Here is a 13,899-nt window from a genome sequence, read left to right on the forward strand (position 1 = left end):
TGGTCAGTGGCTGGCGGTACAAGCACATTCGCGCTCATGTTGGCGCTCAGGTCCGTGTTCACGCCGTAGATACGAAAGCGGGTCGCATGCATCAATGCACCGACCCGGTTGCCGCTGCCCGGCCTCAAGAGCAAGCTTATGAGGTTGGGCAAGCGTCGCATCAGTCTGGATTACTCGTAGGAAAAGATCGAGCCCAGCTTGTCCATCCGCTCCAGCGCCATGCCGGAACCGCGCACCACGCAGGTCAGCGGGTCTTCGGCGACGATCACCGGCAAGCCGGTTTCTTCCATCAGTAGGCGATCGAGGTCGCGCAGCAAGGCGCCGCCGCCGGTCAGCATCATGCCCTTCTCGGCGATGTCCGCGCCCAGTTCCGGCGGGGTCTGTTCCAGCGCGTTCTTGACGGCGGAAACAATGTTGTTGAGCGGATCGGTCAGGGCTTCCAGGATTTCATTGCTGGAGATGGTGAACGAACGCGGGATGCCTTCCGACAAGTTGCGTCCCTTGACTTCCATTTCGCGCACTTCCGAACCCGGGAAGGCGGAACCGATTTCTTTCTTGATTGCCTCGGCGGTCTGTTCGCCGATCAGCATGCCGTAGTTGCGGCGGATGTAGTTGACGATGGCTTCGTCGAACTTGTCGCCACCGACCCGCACCGAACCTTTGTAGACCATGCCGCCGAGCGAGATGATGCCGACTTCGGTAGTGCCGCCGCCGATATCGACCACCATCGAACCGGTAGCGTCCGACACCGGCAGGCCGGCGCCGATTGCCGCCGCCATCGGTTCTTCGATCAGGAACACCTGCGATGCGCCGGCGCCCAGCGCCGATTCGCGGATCGCGCGGCGCTCAACCTGGGTCGAACCGCAAGGCACGCAGATGATGATGCGCGGCGATGGTTTGAACAGCTTGGTGTCGTGCACCATGCGGATGAACTGCTTGAGCATCTGCTCGGTGACGGTAAAGTCGGCGATCACGCCGTCTTTCATAGGCCGGATCGCTTCGATGTTGCCGGGGACCTTGCCCAGCATCTGTTTTGCTTCCCGCCCGACGGCTTGAATGGTCTTCTTGCCGTTAGGGCCGCCTTGCTGGCGAATTGCAACAACCGATGGCTCATCCAGGACAATACCTTGATCGCGTACATAAATCAGCGTATTCGCGGTACCCAGGTCAATCGCCAGGTCATTCGAAAAGTAACTGCGTAAAAATCCAAACATGAATTGTTCCAATGCGCAACAATGGTGCGCTCAAACGTTTTTTAGGGGGGTGTCTAGTATCCGGCGCATGGTAAAGATCGATTACCTGCCGCATGGACGCAACATTCTACCTTATAATTTGACTCAAATTAGGGCGTATAGCGCTCAAAATGCTTGCTTTTTACAAAAATCTGAGAAGTTATCGACAAGCAAGGTGTTTCTATTTTAACCACATGCGCCTAAGTGCGCACTCAAAAATCGAAAATCATGTCATTAGCCCTTTCCGACGTTAAGCGCATTGCCAATCTGGCACGCCTCGAACTCACCGAAGACCAGGCCGCTTCCACGCTCGACAAACTGAACGGCATTTTCTCGCTGGTCGAGCAGATGCGCGCGGTAGACACCACCGGCATCGAGCCGTTGAGCCACCCGATTGCAGCGCTGCAGCAGGATTTGTCGCTGCGCTTGCGCGACGACGTGGTGACCGAATCGAATCATCGCGAGGAGTACCAGAAAGTGGCGCCGGCGACCGAAGACGGCCTGTACCTGGTGCCGAAGGTCATCGAATAATCATCAAATACGCCGGGCTGCGTTCGCTGTAAGCCTTTGTCGTCCCGCAAAGTTAATATTTAAAAGTACTCATGCATACCAAAACACTCAAGCAACTGTCGCTGCTGCTGCACGAAAAGAAGATCTCGGCCGAGGAACTGGCGCAACTGTACCTGGCCAGGATCGGGCAAAGCGACCTGAATGCATTCCTGCATGTCGACCAGGAATTGACGCTGCAACAGGCGCGCGCCGCCGACTTGCGCCTGGCGCAAAACGACAGTACGCCGCTGACCGGCGTGCCTATCGCCCACAAGGACATTTTCGTGACGCGCGGATGGCGCGCCACCGCCGGTTCGAAAATGCTGGAAAACTACACCAGCCCGTTCGACGCCAGCGTGGTGGAACACTTCAACAATGCCGGCATGGTGACTCTGGGCAAACTGAACTGCGATGAATTCGCCATGGGTTCGTCCAATGAAAATTCGCATTTCGGCCCGGTCAAGAATCCGTGGGACAAGACTGCGATTCCGGGCGGTTCCTCCGGCGGCTCAGCCGCCGCCGTCGCCGCGCGCCTGACGCCGGCCGCCACCGCCACCGACACCGGCGGTTCGATCCGCCAGCCAGCCTCATTGTGCGGCGTGACCGGCATCAAGCCGACCTACGGCAGCGTCTCGCGCTTCGGCATGATCGCCTTCGCTTCCTCACTGGACCAGGCCGGCCCGATCGCGCAGACCGCGGAAGATTGCGCCCTTCTGCTGAACGCCATGACCGGTTTCGATCCGCGCGATTCGACCAGCCTGGAACGCAAGAAAGAAGATTTCAGCGCCGGCCTGGAACAGGACCTGAAGGGCCTGCGCATCGGCATTCCGCGCGAATATTTCAGCAGCGGCCTGTCAGCCGATGTCGAACAGGCAGTGCGCGCAGCGCTGCAGGAATATGAAAAACTGGGCGCCACGCTGGTCGACATTTCGCTGCCGAAAACCGAGCTGTCGATCCCGGTCTACTACGTGATCGCGCCGGCCGAAGCATCGTCCAACCTGAGCCGCTTCGACGGCGTCCGCTACGGCCACCGCGCCGCCGACTACAAGGACCTGGCCGACATGTACAAGAAGTCGCGCGCGGAAGGTTTCGGCGAAGAAGTGAAGCGCCGCATCCTGGTCGGCGCCTACGTGCTGTCGCACGGTTATTACGACGCCTACTACCTGCAGGCGCAGAAAATCCGCCGCCTGATCGCCCAGGATTTCCAGAACGCGCTGACCGGCCCCGACCGCAAGTGCGATGTCATCATGGGGCCGGTATCGCCGACCGTGGCCTGGGACCTGGGCGCCAAGGCGGACGATCCGGTCGCCAACTACCTGGCCGACATCTACACGCTGTCGACCAGCCTGGCCGGCCTGCCGGGCATGTCGATACCCTGCGGTTTCGGCCAGGGTGAAAAGAATGCGCGGCGCCCGGTCGGGCTGCAGATCATCGGCAATTATTATGAGGAAGCCAGGCTGCTCAACGTCGCGCACCAGTACCAGCGCGTGACCGACTGGCATTTGCGCAGCCCTGAGTAAAAAGCGATCGCCCAATCCATGTCATCGATCCTGCTTTTTTTTCAGAGTCGCCGCGCCAGGCTGGCGGCATCGGCATTGTTCGTCTTGAGCGCCGCGCTGTCGACGCCGGCAATCCAGGCCCAGCAATTGCAGACCAAATTCGGCTGCAACCTGACGCGCGAAGCGGATGGTGAAAAAGTGATCTACGGCGACACCGGGGAATTCAAGCTGGACGGCGACCGCATCGAAGCATTGCGCTGGGAATCGGCGCTGTACAGGCCGACCCACGGTTTCGAATGCAGCATCGACACTGGCGACGGCCCGCAGGCCGAAGTCCGGCAGGATGGCGGCAAGGACAACTGGCGCATCACCTTGAAAGATCCGGCCGCCGCGCGCCGGCAACGCGGCTACGATTTTTACGATCACGGCATGAATTGCAGCATCCGCCTGCAGCGCGACGGCGACAGGTTGCATGTGATACCGAGCTGCCCGGCGCTGTGCGGTTCAAGAGCGAATTTTACGGAACTATCGGTGGACTTGAAAACCGGTGAATGCAGTTACCAAGATAAATAAGGAAATCATTATGCAGTGGGAAGTCGTGATCGGTCTGGAAACACATACGCAACTCTCGACCAAGTCAAAAATCTTCAGCGGCTCGTCGACCCAGTTCGGCGCCGCCGCCAACACCCAGGCCAGCCCGGTCGACCTGGCGCTGCCTGGCGTGCTGCCGGTGCTCAACCGCGGCGCGGTGGAGCGCGCGATCCAGTTCGGCCTGGCGGTGAACGCGACGATCGCGCCGCAATCGATCTTTGCCCGCAAAAACTATTTCTATCCCGACCTGCCGAAGGGCTACCAGATCAGCCAGTTTGAAATCCCGGTAGTCCAGGGCGGCAAGGTTTCCTTCGTCCTGGAAAAAGACGGCAAGAGCGAACTCAGGACGGTGCAGCTGACGCGCGCCCATCTGGAAGAGGACGCCGGCAAATCGCTGCACGAAGACTACCAAGGCATGAGCGGCATCGACCTCAACCGCGCCGGCACGCCGCTGCTGGAAATCGTCACCGAGCCCGACATGCGCAGCGCCGCCGAAGCGGTAGCCTACGCCAAGGCCTTGCATTCGCTGGTGATGTGGCTGGGGATTTGCGACGGCAACATGCAGGAAGGCTCGTTCCGCTGCGACGCCAACGTTTCGGTGCGGCCGGTCGGCCAGGCCGCTTACGGCACCCGCAGCGAAATCAAGAACCTGAACTCCTTCCGTTTCCTGGAAGAGGCGATCAACTACGAAGTGCGGCGCCAGATCGAAGTGATCGAAGACGGCGGCAAAGTGGTGCAGGAAACCCGCCTCTACGATCCGGACAAGAAAGAAACCCGTTCGATGCGCAGCAAGGAAGATTCCCAGGATTACCGCTATTTCCCGGACCCCGACCTGCCGCCGCTGGTGATCGGCGCCGAATGGGTTGAACGTGTGCGCGCCACCATGCCGGAACTGCCAGGCGCGATGCGCGAGCGTTTCGTGCGCGATTTCGGCCTGTCGGAATACGATGCCGCGGTGCTGACTCAATCGAAAGCGATGGCCGGCTACTTCGAAGCAGTGACGGTGAAAGCCGGCAAGGAGCAAGCCAAACCCGCCGCCAACTGGCTCATGGGCGACCTGTCTTCGGCGCTGAACCGGGAAAACGTCGACGTGGCCGATGCCCCTGTCAGTGCGGTACAGCTGGCGCTGCTGCTGCAACGCATCGCCGACGGCACGATCTCCAACAAGATCGCCAAGGAAGTATTCGGCGCCATGTGGGAAGCCAAATCCGCACAGGAAAACCTGGCTGACGAGATTATCGAAAGCAAGGATCTAAGGCAGATTTCCGATAGCGGCGCGCTGGAAAAAATCATCGATGAAGTGCTGGCGGCGAACGCCAAGTCAGTCGAGGAATTCCGCGCCGGCAAGGAAAAGGCGTTTAACGCCCTGATCGGCCAGGCCATGAAAGCCACCAAGGGCAAAGCCGATCCTGCGCAGCTGACCGAGCTGCTGAAGCAGAAACTGACTGCTTAAAAAAATAGCGGCTGGCGTCAGCGCCAGCCGCTATTGTTTCATCATCTTCCTGCCTAGCGCGAAGCCTGCGCCTCCGGCATCGCACCCACCAATTCCCTGTAGTGTTTCCGCGTCTCGTCGAACTTGCCGTTGATATGGGTCAGCTCGGCCTGGTGGTCCGCCATGTTTTTCTGGTTGTAGGCGATGTCGCGATTGGCGTCGTCGATCTTGTTGCGCAGCGACATCGGCAAGGTTTTCCGGTGTTTGTAGAACTCGGCTTCGGTATTGGCGGTTTTCAGCTGGTTCTGGGCGTCGTCGATTGCCACCTGGTCGCGCTTGATCAGGTCCTGCGACAACGACAGATAATAGCGGCGCGAAGCCTCGATGTCGGCTTCGCTGCGGTAACGCGACAGCAGCGCGCGGTCCTGCTGGCGCCGCTGCTCTTCCGCCGCCAGCTCAAACCGGCGCTTGTCGTCCAGCGCCTGCTGCTGGCGCTTTTGCTCGGCCGTCAGCGGCGCCGGGATTTCGCGCTTGACCACGCCGGCCTTGCTCAGCTCCAGCACCTTGCTGTTGGCACATTCCGGCATCGGATGATCGCCGGTGATGGTACGGCCTGCCGCATCCTTGCAGGTATAAATCTGGCCGTGTGCAAGCAGCGGCAGCAAACCTGCCGTACTGAAAAACACACCCCGTACAAGAGTTAGAGCAATCCGATTCATTCCCGTCATCCACGACAGCTACACGTTAAAATTTGCATTCCGGCGCGAACGACTGGGCTGTCGTCAAGCTACGCCGTAACGCTCCCGGTAAGCCGCCACTGCTGCCTGGTAGCGGTTCAATTCAGCGTCGGCGCCGGCGCCGGAAATATATTCCAGCAAGTCGTTCAGGTTGCCGATCGAAATCACCGGCATGCCGTACGCTTGCGTCACCTCTTCCACCGCGGAGTTGGCCGACAGCGCATCGTCCTTGCCGGATTTCTCCATCCGGTCCAGCGCGATCACCACCGCACAAGGCGTGGCGCCGGCGGCGCGGATCATCTCCACCGATTCGCGCACCGAGGTGCCGGCCGAAATCACATCGTCGATGATCAGCACCCGGCCCTTCAGCGGGCCGCCGACGATGTTGCCGCCCTCGCCGTGATCCTTGGCTTCCTTGCGGTTGTAGGCGAACTGCACATTGCGCCCTTGCGCCGCCAGCGCTACCGCAGTCGCCGAGGCCAGCGTGATGCCCTTGTAGGCCGGCCCGAACAACATGTCAAACTGCAAACCCGAGTCGATCAGGGTGTGTGCATAAAACTGTGCCAGCTGACCCAGCGCTGCGCCCTCGTTGAACATGCCCGCATTGAAGAAATAGGGGGAAGTGCGCCCTGCCTTGGTCACAAACTCGCCGAATTTCAATACCCCAGCCTTGACCGCAAATTCTATAAATTGTTGACGTAAATTGTTCAAAATGCACTCCAGACGGTTGAGGCTGACAAATTTTGTCGCTGTTACAGCACATTAGCGACACCAGACCGCCATTTTAAATGGAGTTCATCCCTTCCACAGCAGTAAGTGCAAACACCATGCCTGCTCGCGGCAGGTTTTAACCATGAAACCTGCCTCGCGCACGATAGCGGACCTTCGGTTATCCTTAGGCATCTTCTTATTACCCTTTTTATCGACAAAACATGCCAAGAATTATTTCCGCCAATCTCAACGGCATCCGCTCAGCGGCCAGAAAAGGCTTTTTTGAATGGATGGCCAAGCAGTCAGCCGATTTCATCTGCGTCCAGGAACTGAAGGCGCAAGCCGCCGACATGACGCCGGAATTCCTGGCGCCGGAAGGCTACACCGGCCATTTCCATTACGCCGAGAAAAAAGGTTATTCGGGCGTCGGCCTGTATAGCAAACGCAAGCCGAATGCGGTGCGGATCGGCTTCGGCAACCCTGAATTCGACGCCGAAGGGCGTTACGTGGAATGCGATTTCGGCGACCTGACGGTGATCTCGCTGTACTGCCCGTCCGGCTCCTCCAGCGAAGAACGGCAGATCGCCAAGTTCCGCTTCATGGAAGCCTTCCTGCCGCACCTGCAGCAGCTCAGGGAAAGCGGCCGCGAAGTCGTGATTTGCGGCGACTGGAATATCGCGCACCAGGAACGCGACCTGAAGAACTGGAAGGGCAACAAGAAAAATTCCGGCTTCCTGCCTGAGGAGCGCGCCTGGCTCACCCACCTGTTTGAACAGGTCGGCCTGGTCGACGTGTTTCGCCAGGTCGACCAGCGCGAAGAACAATACACCTGGTGGAGCAACCGCGGCCAGGCCTGGGCCAAGAATGTGGGATGGCGCATCGATTACCACATCTCGACGCCTGGCATCGCCGCCAATGCGCATGCCGTGGCGATCTACAAGGACGAGCGCTTCTCCGACCACGCGCCGTTGACGATCGACTACACCTGACCCGGCTTACTCCCGGACCGGCTGGCCGTCGACAAAAACGATCAGCTCGCCCTCGCCAAACTTGGTCCACACCTCGTTGGTGGTGAGCGGTTCGGTGACAATCACCGCCACCCGGTCTTGCGGTGTGGTCACCTGCGAGAAATCGACGCTGACGTCTTCGTCCGACAGGTGCGCTTCGGCAAACGGAAACTGGCGCACGATGTAGTACAGCTTGGTGGAACAATGGGTGTACAGGGCCGAGCCGTCCGACAGCATCAGGTTGAAGGTGCCGTGGGCGGCGATCTGCTGCGTCAGTTCGCGCAAGGCCAGCGTCAGCTCGGCCTGCGCCGGCGGCGCATCGCCGAAACGGCGGCGCAGCTGCTGCAGCAGGTAGCAGAAAGCCAGTTCGCTGTCGGTATTGCCGACCGGCCGGTACGGGCCGTCCAGCAGCGGCGCAAATTCCTTGAGGTCGCCGTTATGGGCGAACACCCAGTAGCGGCCCCACAGTTCACGTACAAACGGATGGCAATTCTGCAAGGCAACCTGGCCCTGGGTGGCTTTGCGGATATGGGCGATGACGTTTTTCGACTTGATCGGGCAGCGCCGGATCAATTCCGCCACCGGCGATGCGATGGCCGCCTGGTAATCGACAAAATGGCGCACGCCGCTGCCTTCGAAGAAGGCGATGCCCCAGCCGTCGCTATGGTGATCGGTCTGGCCGCCGCGCGTGGCGAAGCCGGTAAAGCTGAACACAATGTCGGTCGGGACATTGCAATTCATTCCAAGTAACTGACACATATTCCTGAACCAGGTGAGATAAGCCGCTAAATACAGATTCTATCTGTCTCGTTGCAACGGTATCACGCAGCCGCTGTAATCAAAAGTTAAATATGGTGGCGCTTATGGTGATGCTTGTTTTGCCGATATCAGGCCGGCGCTATACCTTGTATAACCTGCCTCACATGGTCCGCGGCCGCTTTGCCAGCAATATATACAGGCAAACGAGCGCCGGCATCAGATCCGGCGCCTTATAAAGAGGAAGAGACAATGCCGCCGATCCGCCGCCCGTCCTGCGCCGACGCAGGTTCCGCCATGCCTGAACAGGAATGCCGCACACCCCGTATTCGCTGGTGGCTGCTATTGCTGCCGCTGGCGCTGCTGCTGGCCAGCGTGAGCGTCATCGGCAGCGCCGCCGAGCTGCCCAAGATCATTTACGTGCGGCCGGTGCCGAACAACGACGACGTCCTGTTGCAGCAAGGCAGCAGCGGCGTCAGCAATGCCGCCAAGCTGTACCGGCTGCAAGCCAGCACTCTGGAAAGCCAGCCGACTCGCGCCGGCCGCCAGCAGCAGCTGGACAATGCGGTCCAGCAAGGCGCAGCGATTGTGGTGGTGATGGGCATCGAATTCAAGGAAATACTGGACAAGGTCGCGCGCCAGGCGCCGCAGATCCGCTTCCTGATCCTGGAGCATTGCATCGATAACGCCGCCAGCAATATCACTTGCATCACTTTCCGGGAAAACGAAGCCAGCTACCTGGCTGGCATGCAGGCGGCGCTGGCCTCGGGCAGCGGCAAGATCGGGCTGATCGGCGCCAGCAATACCGCCCTGCGCCAAAAGAACGGCATCGCCTTCGCCAACGGCGCACGCGCCGCCAAGCCGACGATTACGGTGCATGAACCGCTGTGGGTGGAAGGCCCGCAGCCCTTCAACGACCCGCCGCGCGCCGAAGCGCTGACCAAAACCATGCTGGGCGACGGCGTCGACGTCATCTGGGCCGCCGCTGCCGGCAGCAACTCCGGCGTATTCAAGGCGCTGACGCCGCAATCGCGCGCCAAGGCTATCGGCAGCGGCGTCAACCAGTGCATACAGGCGCCGGGGCGGGTGCTCGACAATGTCGAAGTCCATGCCGACACGGCGATTATCCTGGCGGTCGGCCTGCTGGCCAACGGTTCGACCGCGCCGCGCTTTGACTTCGGCCTGAAAGAAGGCGCGGTGGCGCTGACCGCGCTGGGCCTGGATGCAGCCTATTCGGAATGTGAAATCCTGCGCCAACGGCCTTTGCTGCTGAAGCTGCGCGAGACCAGCAGCGCCATAGTGAGCGGCAAGCTCAAAATCGATTAGGGGCCAGCTGCCCTGGCAGGCGCCGCCCGATTCTGATAGCGTTGTGGTTTTATTCGGGGTGGAGCGGCATGGATCAACTGGCAGCGATGCGCGCATTCCGGCGCGTAGTCGAGACCGGCAGCTTCACCGCTGCCGCCGCGGAACTCAACCAGTCGCACACCATCGTCTCGCGCCAGGTGCGCCAGCTGGAGCTCGAGCTCGGCGCGCAGCTGCTCAACCGCACCACGCGCCGCTTCGCATTGACCGAAGCCGGCCAGGAATATTACGAGCGCAGCCGCCTCATCATCGACCAGCTGGACGACGCCGCCCAGGCCGTATCGGCGCACCAGGCGCGCCCTTCCGGCGTGTTGCGGATCAATGCACCGATGGCGTTCGGCACGCTAGAACTGGCGCAATGGCTGCCGCAATTCATCCTCGCCAACCCGCAGCTCAAGGTCGACCTGGTCTGCAACGACCGCCTGGTCGACATCATTGAAGAAGGTTTCGACGTCGCGCTGCGCCTGACGCGCGCCCTGCCCGACTCGACCCTGGTCGCCAAACGCCTGGCGTCCTGCGGAATCCTGCTGGCGGCGGCGCCGTACTACCTGAAACGGCATGGCGTGCCGCAGCAGCCGGCCGACCTGGCGCAGCACAATTGCCTGACTTATACGCTGGCGCAAAAACCGAATGAATTCCTGTTCCAGGCCGCCGACGGCAGCGAACATGCCGTGAGCGTGCGCGGCAACCTGCAGGCTAATACCGGCATTGCTTTACGCTCCGCAGCCCTGGCCGGGCTGGGCATCGCCGCCACCAGTTCTTTCATCGTGCACGAGGATTTGCGGCGCGGCGACCTGCTGCAGGTCTTGCCCGAGTTCACGCTGAAACCGCGTGACCTGTATGCGATTTACCCGCAAAACCGGCATTTGTCGCCCAAGGTCAGGGCGTTTGTCGATTTTGCGGCAGACTGGTATCGCCGCCCGCGCTGGGAATGAATTCCTGGCGTTTGCTTACAGATGCAGATGGAAGTGGCCGCCGCCGAACAGGCCAATCAGGCCGATCGCGATCAGGTAGAAGGCGACGATATAGTTCAAGAGTTTCGGCATGACCAGGATCAGGACGCCGGCAAGCAGGGAAACCACGGGTACTAGCGACAGATGAATATTCATGAGCAATCTTTTTATGATGGAAAATGGCCGGGACGACCCGCTCCATGGCAGCAGCCGATCTCGCAGCCGGACCGTGGATTTTACAAGATGAGCGCCATCATACGATGATTTTCCAGGCCGAATTCACTGTTCGCATCGAACCGCAGGGATGGACGTTTGCGGCGTCCGATGCCGTGCCCTTGCTGCAAGCCGCGCGCAACGCCGCCATCGGTTTGCCGAGTTCATGCAGGAACGGCACATGCCGCACCTGCATGTGCCGTTTGCTGAGCGGACAAATACGTTACCAGATCGAATGGCCGGGCTTGAGCAGCGATGAAAAGAAGGACGGTTACATCCTGCCTTGCATCGCCTATCCGCAATCGGACCTGGTGATCGAAGAGCCCCGCGCCACTGCCCTGCCGCTGCCAGTTTTAGGCTAAGCGCGCCGCCACCGCCCGGTGCTGCTGCGTCAACCCGCCAAAGCCGTAAGCCGCGGCGCGCACATCGTGGACATGGACATAACTTTCGTGATGCAGTTCGCCCAGCAATGCGCCGATTTCCTTGAAGACGGCGTCGATATACGCCGCCTTTTCGTCGGCGGTATTGGTTTCGTCGGTGATGCGGATATCGAGGAAGAAACTGGTTTTTCGTTGCGCCGCCAGGGACGGGCCGCCGACAAACCAGTGCGCCGGATCGACGTGTGAAATCGCGATCGAAGTCAGCTCCGGTTTCTTGTGCAGGATCGCTGCGGTCAGGCGCGACAATGTGCTGGCGACCTTGGCGGAAACCACGGTGTCGGGCGTGGTGGATAGCAGTACGGTAAGGATAGGCATGATGTCAGCTCCATGTTTAGTTTAGTTAAGCAACTCAGATAGCGAGTCCTAGAATTTCACTGGTGGTACGGATTTCTGCGACTGCGTCGGACAGGCCGGTCAGCACCGCCTTGTGCAGGTCCTTGTGACTGCTCACGCTACCGTCCCAGCTTTCGATGTCGCGGGTGGCGCTGGCGTCGCTGGCGATGATGACCTGATAGCCATGGGCGACGCCGTCGAAAGCGGAAGCCGCCACGCAATTGTTGGTCATCAGGCCGCTGATGATCAGCTTCTTGACGCCGCGCGCCTGCAATTGCTGCTGCAGGTCCGTGCCGGCAAAAGAGCTCGGAAAAGTCTTGCGGATGGTGGAATGATGCGCAGCGCGCCGCACCTCCGGATGGATTTCCGCCATCGCCGTGTTTTGCGTAAACAGCGGCCGCTCGGCGGAACCCCACTGCTGGATATGGAATACCGGCATGCCATGCTTGTCGGCCAGCGCAATCAGGCGATTGGCGTTGCGCACCACCGCCAGGCCGTCAGGGATCGGCAGCTTGCCGGTGAAATATTCGTTCTGGATATCGATCACCAGCAACGCGGTCGATTGCGGCGCCAGGCTGACGCTGGGAGCGGCGCCGACGATGGTGCGGATGGTCGGGTTGCCATCTGGTCTGGCAGTCGAGGTGGTCATGTGAACTCCTGGTGGTGATCTGGAGTACACAGGTTAAGCCAGCGGCTTGGTATGGAACAGCAGGCTGGGAACACATTATTTGTGCTGGAACAGCACAAATGCCTGAAATTCCCCACTTTGCGCGGAAACATGAAGAAGACCAAATTCGGACTATAATCAGTCATTCGGTCGTAACAACAGCTTCCAGCGAAAGGAGATCGATAATGAAATTCTCGACTCAAGTCAAACCAATCAGTTATCTCAAAAGCCATGCGGCCGAGATCGTCAAGGACATCACCGAAAGCCGCGAGCCCATGCTGATCACCCAGAATGGCGAAGCCAAACTTGTCGTGATGGATGTAAGGTCATATGAAGAACACGAAGAAACCCTGTCCTTGCTGAAAATCCTGGCGCTGGGCAACCGCGAAATTGAACAGGGACAGCTTCATGCCGCCGCTGACATATTTGCGGAACTGGACAAAGAAGACGCGCAATGAGCTTTCAAGTCGTTTTCCTGAATTCGGCAAAGCTGGATTTACAGGAGCTGAAAGCTTACATCACAAAGAATTTTGGCCGGGAAACGTGGCAGGCCAGTTACGGTAAACTGCAAGAAGCCGTGCATGGCCTTGAGGATTTCCCTCTCAAAGGCAAAGTTCCTGAAGAAATTCAAAGCCTGAATCTCACGCAATACCGGCAGGTCATCTCTGGCATGAACCGAATCATTTATGAAATCCGCCAGCAGACCGTCTTTATCCACATCGTTTGCGATACCCGCAAGGACATGAGATCGCTGCTGACCAAGCGCTTGCTGAGGATCTAACTCGGCCTAGTCCGCCAGCGGCAACGGACTGGACGGCTTGATCTCCTCCAGGCACACCATGGACCGCACGCCCGCCACCCCCGGCACCTGCATCAGGCGGTCGGTCAGGAACGCCGACAGCGACTTCAGGTCGCTCGCCGCCACCTTCAGCAAATAATCGAAATCGCCCGAAATCGTGTAGCACTCCAGGATTTCGGGAAACAGCCGGATCGCCTTTTCCAGCTTGCGCACCTGCTTGAACTGTTCGCGCGCGATGTTCAGGTTGACGAAGGCCACCACGCCGAGCCCGATGGCGGCCGGCTCCACCTGCGCCGCATAACCGCGGATGATGCCGTCCTTCTCCAGCCGCTGCACGCGCCGGTAGCACTGCGGCGGCGACAGGTTGACCTGTTCGGACAGCTCCACGTTCGAAGCGCGGCCGTTGGCTTGCAGGGTACGCAGCAAAATGCGGTCGTAGCGGTCGAGTTTTTCCATCTAAGTCTCCTTTTATGCATGATTCGTGCACATTATCGTTAATTCATGAGTAATTATGCACAAATATTTCCAGTGCTTGTGATTATCATGTAGCCAGATGCAGTACACCTATAAAACAGCATTTTGCAGCTACCTCTAAGCACCGCAGCCGGCGCCCGCTAA

The 13,899-nt window shown here is 59.5% G+C and carries 18 protein-coding genes; 10 read left to right on the forward strand and 8 right to left on the reverse strand.

What is annotated here, in order from left to right:
• Positions 1 to 170 precede the first annotated feature (170 nt).
• Positions 171 to 1,214, reverse strand: coding sequence for a rod shape-determining protein (locus CFU_RS21440; protein ID WP_041742639.1), 1,044 nt, complete (start codon positions 1,212 to 1,214; stop codon positions 171 to 173).
• 246 nt (positions 1,215 to 1,460) lie between these two features.
• Between CFU_RS21440 and gatC the strand changes: the two genes are divergently transcribed.
• The 4 genes from gatC (at position 1,461) to gatB (ending at position 5,324) form a co-directional block, all read left to right on the forward strand.
• Complete coding sequence (gatC, locus tag CFU_RS21445) at positions 1,461 to 1,763, forward strand: Asp-tRNA(Asn)/Glu-tRNA(Gln) amidotransferase subunit GatC (protein ID WP_014008095.1); 303 nt, start codon at positions 1,461 to 1,463, stop codon at positions 1,761 to 1,763.
• Positions 1,764 to 1,834: 71 nt separating this feature from the next.
• Positions 1,835 to 3,301 carry an Asp-tRNA(Asn)/Glu-tRNA(Gln) amidotransferase subunit GatA gene (gene gatA, locus CFU_RS21450; RefSeq protein WP_014008096.1) on the forward strand — a complete coding sequence of 489 codons (1,467 nt, stop codon included), beginning with the start codon at positions 1,835 to 1,837 and terminating at the stop codon, positions 3,299 to 3,301.
• 18 nt (positions 3,302 to 3,319) lie between these two features.
• On the forward strand, positions 3,320 to 3,853 hold the full coding sequence (locus CFU_RS21455; RefSeq protein ID WP_014008097.1) for a hypothetical protein: 534 nt from the start codon (positions 3,320 to 3,322) through the stop codon (positions 3,851 to 3,853).
• A gap of 10 nt (positions 3,854 to 3,863) precedes the next feature.
• Positions 3,864 to 5,324, forward strand: a complete 1,461-nt coding sequence (gatB, locus tag CFU_RS21460; RefSeq protein ID WP_014008098.1) for an Asp-tRNA(Asn)/Glu-tRNA(Gln) amidotransferase subunit GatB — start codon at positions 3,864 to 3,866, stop codon at positions 5,322 to 5,324.
• A 53-nt stretch (positions 5,325 to 5,377) separates the two neighbouring features.
• Here gatB and CFU_RS21465 read toward each other — a convergent pair whose 3' ends face one another.
• Positions 5,378 to 5,989 (reverse strand): DUF4124 domain-containing protein, encoded by a 612-nt coding sequence (locus tag CFU_RS21465; protein WP_050808677.1) that lies wholly within the window; start codon positions 5,987 to 5,989, stop codon positions 5,378 to 5,380.
• Between the two features lie 96 nt (positions 5,990 to 6,085).
• Positions 6,086 to 6,751 carry an orotate phosphoribosyltransferase gene (gene pyrE, locus CFU_RS21470; RefSeq protein WP_014008100.1) on the reverse strand — a complete coding sequence of 222 codons (666 nt, stop codon included), beginning with the start codon at positions 6,749 to 6,751 and terminating at the stop codon, positions 6,086 to 6,088.
• A 221-nt stretch (positions 6,752 to 6,972) separates the two neighbouring features.
• Between pyrE and CFU_RS21475 the strand changes: the two genes are divergently transcribed.
• A complete protein-coding gene (locus tag CFU_RS21475; RefSeq protein ID WP_014008101.1) occupies positions 6,973 to 7,740 on the forward strand; it encodes an exodeoxyribonuclease III in 768 nt (255 codons plus the stop codon).
• Positions 7,741 to 7,746: 6 nt separating this feature from the next.
• On the opposite strand, the gene CFU_RS21480 is transcribed toward CFU_RS21475, so the two are convergent.
• Complete coding sequence (locus tag CFU_RS21480) at positions 7,747 to 8,517, reverse strand: class II glutamine amidotransferase (RefSeq protein ID WP_014008102.1); 771 nt, start codon at positions 8,515 to 8,517, stop codon at positions 7,747 to 7,749.
• 249 nt (positions 8,518 to 8,766) lie between these two features.
• On the opposite strand from CFU_RS21480, the gene CFU_RS21485 reads away from it, so the two are divergent.
• Together CFU_RS21485 and CFU_RS21490 are read left to right on the forward strand one after the other, a co-directional pair.
• A complete protein-coding gene (locus CFU_RS21485) occupies positions 8,767 to 9,840 on the forward strand; it encodes a BMP family ABC transporter substrate-binding protein (RefSeq protein ID WP_081466530.1) in 1,074 nt (357 codons plus the stop codon).
• A 68-nt stretch (positions 9,841 to 9,908) separates the two neighbouring features.
• Positions 9,909 to 10,811: a LysR family transcriptional regulator gene (locus CFU_RS21490; protein WP_041742641.1), complete on the forward strand. Its 903-nt coding sequence runs from the start codon at positions 9,909 to 9,911 to the stop codon at positions 10,809 to 10,811.
• Positions 10,812 to 10,826: 15 nt separating this feature from the next.
• On the opposite strand, the gene CFU_RS24110 is transcribed toward CFU_RS21490, so the two are convergent.
• Positions 10,827 to 10,985 carry a DUF3096 domain-containing protein gene (locus CFU_RS24110; RefSeq protein ID WP_081466531.1) on the reverse strand — a complete coding sequence of 53 codons (159 nt, stop codon included), beginning with the start codon at positions 10,983 to 10,985 and terminating at the stop codon, positions 10,827 to 10,829.
• 44 nt (positions 10,986 to 11,029) lie between these two features.
• Between CFU_RS24110 and CFU_RS21495 the strand changes: the two genes are divergently transcribed.
• Complete coding sequence (locus tag CFU_RS21495) at positions 11,030 to 11,404, forward strand: 2Fe-2S iron-sulfur cluster-binding protein (protein ID WP_425304679.1); 375 nt, start codon at positions 11,030 to 11,032, stop codon at positions 11,402 to 11,404.
• On the opposite strand, the gene CFU_RS21500 is transcribed toward CFU_RS21495, so the two are convergent.
• A complete protein-coding gene (locus tag CFU_RS21500) occupies positions 11,396 to 11,797 on the reverse strand; it encodes a tautomerase family protein (protein WP_014008107.1) in 402 nt (133 codons plus the stop codon). The genes CFU_RS21495 and CFU_RS21500 overlap by 9 nt on opposite strands.
• Before the next feature lie 34 nt (positions 11,798 to 11,831).
• On the reverse strand, positions 11,832 to 12,464 hold the full coding sequence (locus CFU_RS21505) for a cysteine hydrolase family protein (RefSeq protein WP_041742642.1): 633 nt from the start codon (positions 12,462 to 12,464) through the stop codon (positions 11,832 to 11,834).
• A gap of 203 nt (positions 12,465 to 12,667) precedes the next feature.
• Here CFU_RS21505 and CFU_RS21510 point away from each other — a divergent pair, with 203 nt between their 5' ends.
• Positions 12,668 to 12,940, forward strand: a complete 273-nt coding sequence (locus tag CFU_RS21510) for a type II toxin-antitoxin system Phd/YefM family antitoxin (protein ID WP_041742644.1) — start codon at positions 12,668 to 12,670, stop codon at positions 12,938 to 12,940.
• Complete coding sequence (locus CFU_RS21515; protein WP_014008109.1) at positions 12,937 to 13,263, forward strand: type II toxin-antitoxin system RelE/ParE family toxin; 327 nt, start codon at positions 12,937 to 12,939, stop codon at positions 13,261 to 13,263. Before CFU_RS21510 ends, CFU_RS21515 begins: the two co-directional genes overlap by 4 nt.
• Positions 13,264 to 13,269: 6 nt before the next feature.
• Here CFU_RS21515 and CFU_RS21520 read toward each other — a convergent pair whose 3' ends face one another.
• On the reverse strand, positions 13,270 to 13,737 hold the full coding sequence (locus CFU_RS21520) for an Lrp/AsnC family transcriptional regulator (protein ID WP_014008110.1): 468 nt from the start codon (positions 13,735 to 13,737) through the stop codon (positions 13,270 to 13,272).
• Positions 13,738 to 13,899 lie beyond the last annotated feature (162 nt).

The organism is Collimonas fungivorans Ter331 (assembly GCF_000221045.1).
GTDB lineage: Bacteria > Pseudomonadota > Gammaproteobacteria > Burkholderiales > Burkholderiaceae_D > Collimonas > Collimonas fungivorans_A.

What these genes read in the sequence shown, in the direction of transcription:
- CFU_RS21475 (WP_014008101.1), top strand. Translation starts at nt 6,973, where the DNA reads ATGCCAAGAATTATTTCCGCCAATCTCAACGGCATCCGCTCAGCGGCC.
- CFU_RS21490 (WP_041742641.1), top strand. Translation starts at nt 9,909, where the DNA reads ATGGATCAACTGGCAGCGATGCGCGCATTCCGGCGCGTAGTCGAGACC.
- CFU_RS21520 (WP_014008110.1), bottom strand. Translation starts at nt 13,737, where the DNA reads ATGGAAAAACTCGACCGCTACGACCGCATTTTGCTGCGTACCCTGCAA.
- CFU_RS21455 (WP_014008097.1), top strand. Translation starts at nt 3,320, where the DNA reads ATGTCATCGATCCTGCTTTTTTTTCAGAGTCGCCGCGCCAGGCTGGCG.
- CFU_RS21510 (WP_041742644.1), top strand. Translation starts at nt 12,668, where the DNA reads ATGAAATTCTCGACTCAAGTCAAACCAATCAGTTATCTCAAAAGCCAT.
- gatA (WP_014008096.1), top strand. Translation starts at nt 1,835, where the DNA reads ATGCATACCAAAACACTCAAGCAACTGTCGCTGCTGCTGCACGAAAAG.
- CFU_RS21485 (WP_081466530.1), top strand. Translation starts at nt 8,767, where the DNA reads ATGCCGCCGATCCGCCGCCCGTCCTGCGCCGACGCAGGTTCCGCCATG.
- CFU_RS21500 (WP_014008107.1), bottom strand. Translation starts at nt 11,797, where the DNA reads ATGCCTATCCTTACCGTACTGCTATCCACCACGCCCGACACCGTGGTT.
- CFU_RS21505 (WP_041742642.1), bottom strand. Translation starts at nt 12,464, where the DNA reads ATGACCACCTCGACTGCCAGACCAGATGGCAACCCGACCATCCGCACC.
- gatB (WP_014008098.1), top strand. Translation starts at nt 3,864, where the DNA reads ATGCAGTGGGAAGTCGTGATCGGTCTGGAAACACATACGCAACTCTCG.
- CFU_RS21515 (WP_014008109.1), top strand. Translation starts at nt 12,937, where the DNA reads ATGAGCTTTCAAGTCGTTTTCCTGAATTCGGCAAAGCTGGATTTACAG.
- gatC (WP_014008095.1), top strand. Translation starts at nt 1,461, where the DNA reads ATGTCATTAGCCCTTTCCGACGTTAAGCGCATTGCCAATCTGGCACGC.
- CFU_RS21480 (WP_014008102.1), bottom strand. Translation starts at nt 8,517, where the DNA reads ATGTGTCAGTTACTTGGAATGAATTGCAATGTCCCGACCGACATTGTG.
- CFU_RS21495 (WP_425304679.1), top strand. Translation starts at nt 11,030, where the DNA reads ATGGCAGCAGCCGATCTCGCAGCCGGACCGTGGATTTTACAAGATGAG.
- CFU_RS24110 (WP_081466531.1), bottom strand. Translation starts at nt 10,985, where the DNA reads ATGAATATTCATCTGTCGCTAGTACCCGTGGTTTCCCTGCTTGCCGGC.
- CFU_RS21440 (WP_041742639.1), bottom strand. Translation starts at nt 1,214, where the DNA reads ATGTTTGGATTTTTACGCAGTTACTTTTCGAATGACCTGGCGATTGAC.